Raw genomic sequence first — 13,180 nt, forward strand, 5'->3', positions numbered from 1 at the left:
TGTCATATTTAGGCTTAAGTCAGCTGAGACACCAACAAGAACACCCCAAATAGCAGTGTGAACACTAGCATCGGCATACCGCCTTCGGTGCGATAACGCGCATCGGCCTCGCCCGCACGACGCAAGCGGATAACCATTGCCAGCGGTACAAAAATAGCCAGAAAGACCAGAATGATACCCGCGTAGCTCAACACCGCCAGAAACTGATCTGCGGCAAGCAGCGAACCCGCCAGAGGCAGAGCAAATGTGAGCAAATACGTCACCAGTTTGTTCTGTCTGAACGCATCCACATTTTGTGTAAACAGCGCCATGGCCACACCAAAAAACGACGTCAGCAACGCCAGGCCAGTGAATACCGACAAAATTGTGCCAATCCAAGGAGAGCGCTGCTGGAACACCGTCATTAAGTCAGACACATTGCTGAACTGCTTCAACTGCGCTACATCCAGATTCCCCACGACAGCGAACAACCAACATAAATAGCACACCAGCGGGATCATCGAACCAACAATGACCATGTTTCTTAACTGGCGGTCGGTCGCTTCCTGGTTGTAAGACACTAGAGCCGGAATCACGACCAGAAAACCAAAGCTGGTGAACAGAATTGGGCTGGTTTTGATCAGGCCAACAAAATCGGTCTCCCCCGCCTGGGCCACATTCTCGAACGAAAAGAATGGCAACAGGATCAACAGAGTGCTCACCAGACTGGCCAGCATAATGAAAAACAGGACTCGGTTTAGCTTATCAATAACGCCCGTACCGCAAGCGACCACAGCGCCGGCGACTGCGGTAAACAGAATCTGGCTTTGTGTTGCCGTCAGTGTCACACCCAGGCTTTGAAACAACTTACCGACCAAATCAGCCGCGCCCAATATGTAGGCCATCAAAAGACAAATCAGTAACGCATACAGCAAGCCATTCGTGAGCAGTTGCCCGCCTTTGCCCAAAGACTGGCGTGCGATGGAGTGCAAACCGAGGCCATCCCCGACTTTAATCGTCGCTTCGAGTAGCAGTAGCGCCGCGTACGTAGTACCGAAGCAGATCAGCAACATCAGCGCCGTACCGTACATCAGCCCGAATTGAGCCAGCACCATCGGAATCGCGAGCATACCCGCACCTAAAGCTGTACCTGCAATGATCAGGGAGCTTCCCAAAAGCTTAATATTCATATTTTATAAATTCTGTGTTGTGAAAAAGATAGGCGTTAAACCGCAATAACGGTTAAATCAAAAACAATACGAAAATCGTGCTTGAGGGGTAATAAATCGCAACGCAATAAAGGAGTGAACAAAGCGGGAGGCGCTAACGGCGCATGATAAGAATGGAGGCGTGATAACAAGCGGTTTGCAATGTGGCGACCCTTCAGTCGGCTCAATAATGGGGGTTGTGATTTTGAATTTCATTGTTCTGTCCGTCAGTGACATTCCCTTTTTGGTCTCTTAGCCTTCCATTTCGCTAATCAATCCCTACCCGAGATAGGGTCATATTATCGCCTGACGAAACGATTGCAACGACTGATAGACTCATCATGACCAAACGGTTAAGAAACACACAACCCAAATCACGATACAAAAAAGCGAAGCTGTTTGCTTCGCTTTTTTGTTTGGCGGTGTAACGTGTACCGTCCTAAATAAGGTTGACACTTTCCAACCCAAATCAGGACGGCTCACTGAGGTTTATTCCTCACCGATATAAATACAACCCGCCGTGCAGGTCTCTTTGATTTCCACTTTGCTCAGCAGCGGTAAAGCAGGTTTGAGCTGTTGCCAAATCCACTTTGCCAACACTTCACTGGTCGGGTTCTCTAACCCTTCAATATCATTGAGATAATAGTGGTCCAGGCGATCGTAGATAGGCTTGAATGCGGCTTTTATTTCAGAGAAATCCACGACCCAACCAGTGTGCGGATCCACTTCGCCTTCTACGTAAAGACGAACTAAAAAAGAGTGACCATGCAAACGTCCACACTTATGCCCTTCCGGCACGTGCGGCAGGCGGTGGGCTGCCTCAAACATAAACTCTTTATACAATTCTGTTTTCATCTTGATTCTCTGCCTTTCAAAGGAGACGCAATAGTAAGGAATTCACCCGTCCGAAACAAGTTTAGACACAGCTCACAAACTTGCTGACGCGATTCCGCCGATAAACGACGCCAAATCACTATCCAATTCACTTCATATTGAACAGTCGAAAATGTGGCATTGCGTCAAATTATTGATTACATCATCGCCACATCACATTTACAAAACACACACTTTGTTTAGGGTCACATTCCGGATCGGCAACCATTTTTCCTTAGCCGGACCAAGGATATATTTGAGAGGTCTATTCCAATAATTCAAATAAGAATCCAATGAGCTCAACGATAACAACCAAATTGCTGGTGACCTTAATTTCTGTTTTCGCTCTGGTTTTAACTGTTTCGACCCTTTATCAATACAATCAGCAACGTGAGCTGATCTATTCTGTATTGAGTGAACAGTTACACGACAAAGCCAGTAATTATTTCGACAGCCTGAACATGATGATGCTGACGGGCACCATGGCGCAAAAAGAAACACTGCATAACAAGGCGTTAGCACAAGAAGGCATAGAAGCCGTCCGCGTACTACGTTCGGAGACCGTCAGTAAGCTCTACGGTCCGGGACTGGACAATCAGAAACCGGTCGATGACATTGACCGACGCGCACTGAAAGGTGAGCTGATTATTGAGCCGATCCAAAAAGACTGGGGGGACGGCCTGGTGGTGGCGCTGCCGATGAAGTCGTCCGAAAACTACCGCGGCACCAACTGTGTAGCCTGTCATATGGCGCCTGAGGGTGAAGTGCTGGGCGCCATTCGTCTTGAGTATAATCTTTCTCACGTCAACAGCATGATCAGTCAACGCACGTTGATTGCCATCGCTATCATGTCAACCATCGCTTTCATCGGCTTTTTGCTCACTCTGGCACTTATTCGCAAGATCATCGTCCGTCCGATTCAAAGCACGTCCCGCTACATGCAGAGTGTCAGTCAAACCAAAGATTTGTCTCAGCGCCTGCACAATCCGAGAAAAGATGAAGTCGGCCAACTGACGCTGGCAATCAATTCGTTTATGGAAACCGTCAGCGACAGTCTTGGTCGGGTGCAGGACACGTCACACACCCTCTCCCACTCTGCTGCACAGCTCACGTCGGTAGCTCAGAGTACCGATCTGGCGGCCACAAATCAGCAACATGAAACCGCTGAAGTACAGACCAATATCGGCCAGATGCAGGCACAACAGTTACAAGTTGAACAAGCCACCGTCGACGCATCTGGCTTAATCAGCCACACCACTGCGATTGCGAGGCAAAGTGCGGAACAATCTCACCTGGCCAGTGAAGACATCAAAAATCTGGTCGGCGACATTGAGAAAGTCAAACAACGGATTATTGAGTTGAACGACCAGACAGGTGAAGTATCGACGATTCTTGAGGTCATTAAAGCCATTGCCGACCAGACCAACCTACTGGCACTCAACGCAGCCATTGAAGCCGCTCGAGCCGGTGAACAAGGGCGCGGGTTTGCCGTGGTCGCCGATGAAGTTCGTCAACTCGCCAGTCGTACGGCGCAGGCCACCAGCAGCATTGAAAACATTCTGGTTCAGTTCAAACAAGACAGCGAAGCATCATTGGTATCAGTGGACACAGTTTGCGCACACGCTCACCAGAGATCCACCGACATCGAAGCCTTATCGACCAGCATGAATCATGTGGTGACGGAAATGTCTCAGGCGCAACAACACGCTGAAAACATTCAGCTTCAAACCCAGTCGACCACGCAACTCAGCCAGGACGTGCAAAACAAAGTGGAAGTGATCACGCAGCACGCGGACGACACCTCTCACTCGGCAGCCCAAACGCGCGAAATCAGTCAGAATCTGGAACAATTGTCCGAACATCTGGAAGCATTGCTGAACCAGTTTACCCTGCAGGAGAAAAAACCGTCGTAAAAATCAGGAAATTTCGTCAGCCAGAGGTCAATTAAAGGTTGAAGCTATCGATTTGACAGGTAATATGTTCCGTTGATTCTGTAAAATGCAAGCCAACCCAATGTTTCGACTGTTTTTTGCCCGTTTTCACGTTCAAAAAGCGCACATTGGGTTGAATTTTTACCTCAATGGAGAAAACACCTAACATGACTTACGCGCCTGTAAAAGACGTTCTGAGCGGTAAGCTGGCAGTTGACAGTGAAGTCACTGTTCGCGGCTGGATTCGTTCACGTCGTGATTCCAAAGCTGGAATCTCATTCCTTGCCATTTATGACGGCTCTTGTTTCGACCCGATTCAGGCCGTGGTCCCTAATAATCTGAATAATTACAACGACGAAGTACTGAAGCTGACTACCGGCTGCTCTGTCGAAGTAACAGGTAAAGTGGTTGAATCTCCAGCGAGCGGTCAGGACTTTGAACTGGCAGCAATCGACGTGAAAGTGGTTGGCTGGGTAGAAGATGCTGACACTTACCCAATGGCGAAAACTCGTCATTCTATCGAATACCTCCGCGAAGTGGCGCACCTGCGTCCGCGCACCAACGTAATCGGTGCCGTAGCACGTGTTCGTAACTGCCTGTCTCAGGCGATTCACCGCTTCTACCACGAGCAAGGTTACTTCTGGGTATCGGCTCCGCTAATCACCGCGTCTGACGCAGAAGGCGCTGGTGAAATGTTCCGCGTTTCTACACTAGACATGGAAAACTTGCCTCGCACAGACGCAGGTAAAGTGGACTACAACGAAGATTTCTTCGGTAAAGAAACCTTCCTGACGGTATCCGGTCAGCTAAATGGCGAAGCATACGCGTGTGCACTGAGCAAAATTTACACTTTCGGCCCGACTTTCCGTGCTGAAAACTCAAACACCAGTCGCCACCTGGCGGAGTTCTGGATGGTTGAGCCTGAAGTTGCGTTTGCCGATCTGGATGACATAGCGAAACTGTCTGAAGACATGCTGAAATACGTGTTCAAAGCGGTACTGGAAGAGCGTCGTGACGATCTTGAGTTCTTCGCGCAGCGTATCGATAAAGAAGCGATCACCCGTCTGGAACAGTTCGTGTCGTCTGACTTTGCACAAGTTGATTACACTGACGCGATCCAAATTCTGATGGATTCTGGCCGTGAGTTCGAATTCCCGGTTGAATGGGGTATCGATATGTCTTCTGAGCACGAGCGTTATCTGGCGGAAGAACACTTCAAAGCACCTGTCATCGTGAAGAACTACCCGAAAGACATCAAAGCATTCTACATGCGTCTGAACGACGACAATAAGACGGTTGCTGCGATGGACGTTCTGGCACCGGGCATTGGTGAAATCATCGGTGGTTCTCAGCGTGAAGAGCGTCTGGATGTTCTGGATGCACGCATGCGTGAAATGGGCATCGACCCTGAGCACATGAGCTGGTATCGCGATTTGCGCCGCTACGGCACAGTGCCACACGCAGGTTTCGGTCTGGGCTTCGAGCGTCTGGTGTCTTACGTCACCGGCATGGGCAACGTTCGTGACGTGATCCCATTCCCACGTACCCCACGCAGCGCAAACTTCTAATTGCCATTGTGAATAGCAAAAACCTCCGCATCGACGGAGGTTTTTTTATACCTGCTGAATGAACTCAGTCCGGTTTCCCGGCAGCGTATTTAACCGCCGCAACGAAGATCGCAAACAGAACAAACGGAATGGCTGCCGCCGTGTATTCCGTCCAGGCGTACCCGACAAAAGACTTGGACAAAATTAAGTGTCCGAGAACCAACAACAGAGCGCTGATGATCGCCCAGGCAATCAGAAACAGCTCTCCACGACGTTTTGTTGTGCTCATAATCTGGCTCCTTGTGATAAATCGAAGCCATTACAGCACTGTTGGTGTCACCCTGAGCAGTACAGATGACGCACTAACGCACCGAACAGTTGCTCAGCCTAGTAATGATGTGACCCAGAGCCTGAATCGCAGCAGCAATACGTGGATCGTCGAGTGAATATGAGCTGTTAATACGCAGGCAGTGGACAAACCGGTCGTCAAACGCAAACAGACTGCCCGGTGCCACCGAGATCCCATGCTCCAGCGCAACCTGGTGTACCACATTGGTATCTATCTCGTGAGGCAAACGCAGCCAGAGAAAATAACCGCCTTCAGGTGCAGCCACTGTTACTTCCGGAGGCAAGCACTCTCGCATCAACACAGACATCGCCAACTGACGTTCAGCCAGTGCCCTGCGTAACTTCCGCAGGTGGTTGTCATAGCTTTCGTGAGTCAGATAGTGTGCTAGCCCCTTTTGCACCGGCACACTGCTGGAGATGGTCGACAGCAGTTGCTGTCTTTGAATCAGCTCATTGTATCGCTCAGATACAACCCAGCCAACCCGATAGCCTGGCGACAAAGATTTGGACAAAGAACCACACAACAAAACCTGCCCGTTGTGGTCAAAGGCTTTCAACGGTTTCGGTTTGCGCTCACCAAAATACAGCTCACCATACACGTCATCTTCAATGACCGCGACGTCTTGCTGAGCCAGACGTTGCATCAGGCGTTGCCGCGCTGACTCAGTCAGGCAACTGCCTGTCGGGTTATGAAACGTGGGCATCAGCCAGCATGCCCGCACCGGATAGGTTGCCAATGCTGCCTCTAATGCATCGAAATCCAGACCATGTTGAGTATCGACCGGCACTTCGACCGGTTTGAGGTTGAGGCGCTCGATCGCTTGCAAGGCACCATAAAAGGCCGGGGATTCAATGATCACATAATCGCCCGGCACCGTCACAGCTTCCAGGCTCAGGTTCAGTGCTTCCAGCGCACCCGAGGTTACGACAATGTCATGATGACTGATATGGATTCCCTGCTGCAGGTATCGCTGCGCGATTTTCCGGCGCAGGGTTTCATCTCCGGGTGGCAGATGACTGAGCCAACTGGTCGAGGAAACCTGACGGTTAGCACTGGCGAGATTACGGGCCAGATCGCGCGCCGGAAACAAGGTTGGGTCCGGAAACGCCGATCCCAATGGTATCAGAGTCTCATCCGCACTCTGCTTAAGAAAAGTGAACAGCTGATCGTTGATCAGGGCGGGCTTTGGCACTTCACTGAGCGATGCGGTTCGCTCTTTGGCGGCCACAAAGTAGCCAGATTGTGGCCGGGCGACCAACAACCCTTCACTCTCCAGCAACTGAAACGCCTGTAATACAGTACTGGTACTCACCTGGTGACTGCGGCTGGTCGCGCGCACAGACGGAATTTTGTCCCCGGCTCGCCAGGTTTGATCTTCTATCTGGCGGCGTATCTCCTGAGCCAGTAACTGATAACGTGTCATACAACCCTCACTTGTTATCTGCGCACTGTAACACATCTGATTTTTCAGTGTTTTTTTGCTCTTATATCCAAGAGAAACGTCACACTCGACTCACACTGGGTGCGTCCACAGCGCAAAATGAAGTAAAACGCCGGATAATCAATATCATGGGGGATTATAAGATCACTATCACGTTAATTATGTCACCATCTGATAGATTTAATTTTGAACAGTGATGTTAACCCCTACTGAACCTGAGAATTGAGAGAGTAATCATGAGTAAGTTCAAAACGGAAGACATAAAATACAAAGGCGAAACCAACGGCGTACACAGCTGGAATGCCCCCAATGGCCAGCCCTATTACTGGCATCCGGACTGGCTGCATATTGCGGAAGATGCCACGGGCCTGCATGCCAAAGGCGACCTGGAGGTTAGTGCCGGAGATAAACCAACAAAAGAACACGCTCTGAACGCCATTTTGAAGCACATTAATCAATGGGCACATAAATCCAAGTGATCACGCCTGACACCGTAAGAGTTGCCTTAGCCCGGCAGTAAGATACCGGGCTTGTTGCTTCTGGCTTCCACGCCAGAGGAATACCCTTTCTCCTTCTCACCCTTTGTTGCTTGCTTAAACCAAAATACTGAGACATTTCCCTTCCGCAGGCTGCCGTTTTTATACTGAAAATCCCCAACTGATACAGCCAATGGCGAAAAATGAATTATTTTTTACTTTTCTGTTTTATTGCTGTTGTGTCCGGTTTCTCAGAAAGGTATAAATAACGGAGTTTTTAAAGCCCACCCTCAATTAACACGGATGAAGATTATGTTTGAAAAAGTTCTTGCAGCACCTGCTGATCCTATCCTTGGCTTAACAGAAGAGTTTAAGAAAGATACGCGTGCTGAGAAGATTAACCTTGGCGTAGGCATCTACAAAAATGAGAGCGGTGAAACGCCAGTTCTCAAGACTGTCAAAAAAGCCGAGGCAGCTCTGCTTGAAACTGAAAAAACCAAATCTTACCTGACCATTGAAGGGACGGCTGAATACGCGCTGGCGGTACAAAAACTGCTTTTTGGCGCCGATTCTGAAGTTGTGGCACAAAAACGAGCAAAAACAGCTCAGGCGCCAGGTGGTACAGGCGCCCTTCGCGTTGCCGGCGAGTTCATCAAACGCCAGTTGGGCGATGTAAAAATCTGGATCAGCAATCCAACCTGGGCAAACCACAACGGTGTGTTTACGGCAGCGGGTATTGAGACGGCTCAGTACAGCTACTACAACCCTGAAACCAAAGATAAAGACTTTGCCGCCATGTTGAGCGACCTTGAGTCAGCCAATGTGGGCGATATCGTGCTATTGCACGGTTGCTGTCACAACCCAACTGGGATTGATCCTACCGCGGAAGAGTGGGAAACACTGGCGAAGCTGGTCGCCGAGAAAGGCCTGCTGCCGCTGTTTGACTTCGCTTATCAGGGTTTTGCCAAGGGCGTTGAAGAGGACGCTGCTGGTCTGCGTACGTTTGCTAAGTACAATAAAGAGATCCTGGTTGCGAGCTCGTTCTCGAAAAACTTTGGTCTGTACAACGAGCGTGTAGGTGCATTCACTCTGGTTGCTGCTGACGAAAGTATTGCAACCACCGCGTTCTCACAAGTGAAGAGCATCATCCGCTCTATTTACTCCAACCCACCTGCACACGGCAGCGCGGTTGTGACCCATATCCTGAACAACACAGAGCTGCGTGCAGAATGGGAAGCTGAAGTAGCGGAAATGCGCGACCGTATCCAAGAGATGCGTGAGCTGTTCGCTGCAACACTGAAAGCCGAAGGCGTGGATGCTGACTTCAGCTTCATCGAGCGTCAGAACGGCATGTTCTCTTTCTCTGGACTGAGCAAAGAGCAAGTTAACCGTCTGAAAGAAGAGTTTGCGATTTATATTGTCGGCTCAGGTCGTATCAGTGTTGCGGGCATGACCAAGTCTAACATGAATCCGCTATGCAAAGGCATCGCCGCGGTTCTGTAATCACCATTCATCTGTGATTGAAATCATCAAAAAAGCCAGCGCGTTCGCTGGCTTTTTTATTGGTAGACTGTTCCGTCCTAAATAAGGTTGACACTAAAGTAGTGCTCAATACGCATAACGCATCGATATGCCACCTTCATTGGAGGTGTACTCTCCGGCATCACGGTAACTGTAAAAGCCACCGAGCGCAAAACGTCGAGTGACATAATAGTCGGCTCTGAGTTTGACGATCTCTTCCTCCAACGCATCGCTGCGACTGAGTTCACCGAGCGCTGTCAGCTCAAGTTTGTCAATCGGACTGTAACTGAGGCCCAGATCGATACCATAAATCAAATCACTGCTGTCAGATAATTGCTGATCCGTGTCATCCTCGGTAGTGACGGTGCGCAAATACCCGGCCCTGGCCCGCGAGTAGATTAGCCAGTCATCATTGAGATCCCATTTGTAACCCACCCCTGGGCGAAACGAGTAGATTTCCGTAGTGGTCTCGTCAGGTCGGATAAAACGCGCTTCATAGTCCGCAACCACTAACCAGTGTTCGGCAAACAGTCCACTGTAGCCCACCATCACACTCGTAACATTACCCTCATCGCCATTGTCAGCATCGAGAGAGCCCGCACTTACATCGGCGTACAAATAATCCTGATTCACTTTATGCACCCGGATCGGATCTTCTGCAAGTACCGCAGCTGATACTCCGATCAGCCCGATACCCAGGCTCACACGCCCAAACTGTGTCATCGACTGCCTCCTGCAAATGACTAACTTTCAACGCCTTGATAATAGTGTAAAGTCTCAGCCACAACAGAATTATTATCGTGAACTTTGGCAGGTCGCACAGCAACAAAAAAAGCAGCCATTAAGGCTGCTTGATTCACCAAGACTCGTTACAACACAATAACGATCTCGTCCCCTTGCTGACCCGCGATGCGCACGTGACTACGCGATTCAATTTTGACGATCTGATCTCTGTCGAGTGAATACGGCATCACCAGTTTGATTCGCTCAATCCCCTGCCCTTTGGCAATCTCAAATAAGGTGATCAGATTAGACTCATCACTTCTGTTTGTTGACAGCCTGCGCAGCGCCGCATCCCAAAGCCGATCCTCCGGTGAATGAAAGTTATCGGTTGCCTCTCGCCACACCACGCTAAAAATGGGTGCAAACGTGCTCATTGCCTCTAGAAAAGTCCATTTTTTGTCACACGAGGCGCTGAGGAAAGAGGTATAGTCAAAATTAACGCTGACGTGCTCTATGTGGTCCATGTTTTCCCCCGACTTGTACGCAGTACGATATCCTTACTATCCGTTATGCTCGACTATATAGCAACAGGATATAGAACAATCATCTTTTAGAACCAAATAAAAGGTTAAAACGCTATATAAAAACCAAATTCATAACAAACTCCGTACATGAGTGATCACATATGTGTCGGGTTGATTAATATTTAGGGCGTAGAATAAAAACACCTGTACGCAGATCATTTAACATCCACGATCCGGCTGGCTTTTTTATACTGTAACCGCCACCCTTGCCAACGCGGCAACTCCCAGCGTTTGGGGTCACCTTTACGTAACCCGCTCTGATAGACCACATGAACCAGCTTCTTCGCAGGGTAATATTCGACACTCAGGTTCAGATCACCGAGATTAAGCTCCAACGGATAGGTTTCAGCAAAGTCTGCATATTCCCAGTCGGGAACACCTGCAAAAGGAAAATCAGACTCATTGAACAGCGCCAGATCATCGACACTGTCCAACTCCAATAGGGTTAATTGTTCGCTGAACCAGGATTCAAACGATAAATCTTGTGATACGGATTCTGGTGTCATCCCCAATTGAGCGTAAATCTTCCAGTGGGTGATTTCCGCCTCTCGGCGTCTGGCAAACCCCGGCATCAACTCCTCAGCCATTACCGCCTCAACAATGGGTTTGACCGCCAAACTCCCCTGAGCTGCGACCTGGCGGGTTGCGACGATCCGCCCGGCAAACACAAGCTCCAGATTAGACAGCGCCTTCTCGCCGTCATACACGGTTTCTCCCTGCTGCCACTCACCCAACTCCAACCGCTCAAGCAGCGCCAGAGGAACCGGTAACATCACGGTTGCCAGATTGAGTGTTTGTTTCACGCCTCGTCCCGGGAGGCTGTGCGTATCAAGCACCAACGCCGCCTCCGCCGCCTCATTGAAACGGGTGTGGCGTGCTGGCATCACTTCGAGGTGTCCATTACCCAGCGCTTCCCGGCGACGCTCACGACGCACAAACAGCAACTCAGGATGCAAACCTGCAATCGCTTCGCACAGCGCTGCCCGATCGTAACGTGACGCCACCTCTAACATCGGCAACGCAAATACCTCGCGCATCTGCTCTGCAAGACCGCGAGCCTCAGCAAGTGCATCCGGCTCAGTGCGTACGCCAGGCAAGACAACGTCGCGTACCAGTTTGATATTGATTTCCGCATCACAGTGATGCGGCTCTTCTTGATTGAGCAACTCAAGCGCATCGGAATCTGGGCGATAGGAGTATAGGGCAGCAGGCACAGACAACGCCGCGGTTAAATCTATCATCGCTTCTTTGAGGGCTTTGCTTGGCATCCTGGTCACCAAATCAGCATACAAAGCATCAATGGGCAATGGATAGAGGGTGCGACCGTGCTCGGTGACCCGCCCTTTGTCATCCAACGCTTCCATATTTCGTAGCAGTGCATGTGCTGCGTCGAGCGATTTTTCCGGCAACTGGTCGAGCAGATCCAGCTCTGTTAAACAATAGCCACAAGTCGCTGATGTCAGCATCGGCTCGGTCAACGCTTCACGCTGCAGCTCTGGCGGGGTCACGTTCTCCAAGGCAGCATGTTCACCATACAAGCGGATACAGATCCCGTCCATAACACGACCAGCGCGGCCGCTACGCTGGCGGGCGCTGGCTTTTGAGATGTGAGTTAAGGTCAGAGTGGTACGGCCGTTACGCTGCACGGTGCGCCGCTCCAGACCGGAATCAATCACCGCAACGATATTCGGAATCGTCAGCGAGGTTTCTGCAACATTGGTGGCCAGTACAACCTTACGTTGCGATTGCGGGTTCAGCGCCAATTCGCGTTCTTTATCGCTCACCGACGCGTGTAACGGAACCACCAACCAGTCGTGCAATGCAGTCAGTGCGCTCTGACACAACGCAATCTCTTTGCGCCCTGGCAGAAAGACCAAAACATCGCCCTGAATATCGCTTGCGATCAATTGTTCAATTTCCTGCCTGACCCGAGACTCCAGCCCTCGGCTGTCCGGTAATTGGCGCGACTCCTTTGCGCGATAACACATCTCGACCTGAAACTGCCGCCCCTGCGCCTGCAAGCGCTGTGCACCGACATAACGAGCCAGTCGTTCCCCTTCCAGTGTCGCTGACGTGATGATCAAGCGATGATGTTGATGTGCTTTGAGCATCGCCACCAGCACATCGGTATCCCAGCGGCGTTCGTGGTACTCATCCACCATCACCACATCAAACTGCGCCAGCTTATCTTCTGCAAACCAGCGCAGCGCAACCCCCGGCGTGACAAATACCACTTGAGTGTCCGGCGTAAACCGATTTTCCAGTTTGATCGCATACCCAACAGACTGACCCAGTCGCTCACCACGTTGCATCGCCAGAAACTGAGCCAGAGACGTACAGGCGATACGTCGTGGCTCAACCACCAGTACTTTCCCCTGCTCTGCCGCCCACAGCGGTAACCGGGTAGATTTGCCGGACCCGGTCTCGGCTTCCACCACCAGATGGTGTCGGGAGAGTAAGGATTGTACCTGAGGCGCTAGGACGTCAATGGGTAATGAATGCATAGAAAATCAACAATTGGAAATCAGACAAACAATTATATCCTGAT

General features: G+C 50.4%; 11 protein-coding genes. 4 read left to right on the top strand and 7 right to left on the bottom strand.

Annotation, left to right across the window (positions count from 1 at the left end; genetic code table 11):
- Positions 1-14: 14 nt before the first annotated feature.
- Both VPR01S_RS01970 and queD read right to left on the bottom strand, forming a co-directional pair.
- Positions 15-1,169 carry an amino acid permease gene (locus VPR01S_RS01970; protein ID WP_021703618.1) on the bottom strand — a complete coding sequence of 385 codons (1,155 nt, stop codon included), beginning with the start codon at positions 1,167-1,169 and terminating at the stop codon, positions 15-17.
- Between the two features lie 507 nt (positions 1,170-1,676).
- Positions 1,677-2,042 (bottom strand): 6-carboxytetrahydropterin synthase QueD, encoded by a 366-nt coding sequence (queD, locus tag VPR01S_RS01975; protein WP_021703619.1) that lies wholly within the window; start codon positions 2,040-2,042, stop codon positions 1,677-1,679.
- Between the two features lie 311 nt (positions 2,043-2,353).
- Between queD and VPR01S_RS01980 the strand changes: the two genes are divergently transcribed.
- On the top strand, positions 2,354-3,973 hold the full coding sequence (locus VPR01S_RS01980; RefSeq protein WP_021703620.1) for a methyl-accepting chemotaxis protein: 1,620 nt from the start codon (positions 2,354-2,356) through the stop codon (positions 3,971-3,973).
- Between the two features lie 185 nt (positions 3,974-4,158).
- Positions 4,159-5,559, top strand: a complete 1,401-nt coding sequence (gene asnS / locus VPR01S_RS01985; protein ID WP_021703621.1) for an asparagine--tRNA ligase — start codon at positions 4,159-4,161, stop codon at positions 5,557-5,559.
- Between the two features lie 64 nt (positions 5,560-5,623).
- Here the strand turns inward: asnS and VPR01S_RS01990 are convergent, their stop codons facing one another.
- Together VPR01S_RS01990 and VPR01S_RS01995 are read right to left on the bottom strand one after the other, a co-directional pair.
- Positions 5,624-5,827 (bottom strand): hypothetical protein, encoded by a 204-nt coding sequence (locus VPR01S_RS01990; RefSeq protein ID WP_021703622.1) that lies wholly within the window; start codon positions 5,825-5,827, stop codon positions 5,624-5,626.
- A gap of 73 nt (positions 5,828-5,900) precedes the next feature.
- Positions 5,901-7,310, bottom strand: a complete 1,410-nt coding sequence (locus VPR01S_RS01995; protein ID WP_021703623.1) for an aminotransferase-like domain-containing protein — start codon at positions 7,308-7,310, stop codon at positions 5,901-5,903.
- Between the two features lie 254 nt (positions 7,311-7,564).
- On the opposite strand from VPR01S_RS01995, the gene VPR01S_RS02000 reads away from it, so the two are divergent.
- Together VPR01S_RS02000 and VPR01S_RS02005 are read left to right on the top strand one after the other, a co-directional pair.
- Positions 7,565-7,807, top strand: a complete 243-nt coding sequence (locus VPR01S_RS02000; protein WP_021703624.1) for a hypothetical protein — start codon at positions 7,565-7,567, stop codon at positions 7,805-7,807.
- A 309-nt stretch (positions 7,808-8,116) separates the two neighbouring features.
- Positions 8,117-9,307, top strand: coding sequence for an amino acid aminotransferase (locus tag VPR01S_RS02005; RefSeq protein ID WP_021703625.1), 1,191 nt, complete (start codon positions 8,117-8,119; stop codon positions 9,305-9,307).
- Positions 9,308-9,412: 105 nt separating this feature from the next.
- On the opposite strand, the gene VPR01S_RS02010 is transcribed toward VPR01S_RS02005, so the two are convergent.
- From VPR01S_RS02010 to VPR01S_RS02020, 3 genes are all read right to left on the bottom strand, one after another.
- Positions 9,413-10,048, bottom strand: a complete 636-nt coding sequence (locus VPR01S_RS02010) for an outer membrane beta-barrel protein (RefSeq protein WP_021703626.1) — start codon at positions 10,046-10,048, stop codon at positions 9,413-9,415.
- A gap of 146 nt (positions 10,049-10,194) precedes the next feature.
- Positions 10,195-10,572, bottom strand: coding sequence for a hypothetical protein (locus tag VPR01S_RS02015; protein ID WP_021703627.1), 378 nt, complete (start codon positions 10,570-10,572; stop codon positions 10,195-10,197).
- Positions 10,573-10,787: 215 nt separating this feature from the next.
- On the bottom strand, positions 10,788-13,136 hold the full coding sequence (locus VPR01S_RS02020) for a helicase-related protein (RefSeq protein ID WP_021703628.1): 2,349 nt from the start codon (positions 13,134-13,136) through the stop codon (positions 10,788-10,790).
- Positions 13,137-13,180: the final 44 nt, after the last annotated feature.

Source organism: Vibrio proteolyticus NBRC 13287 (assembly GCF_000467125.1).
Taxonomy (GTDB): domain Bacteria; phylum Pseudomonadota; class Gammaproteobacteria; order Enterobacterales; family Vibrionaceae; genus Vibrio; species Vibrio proteolyticus.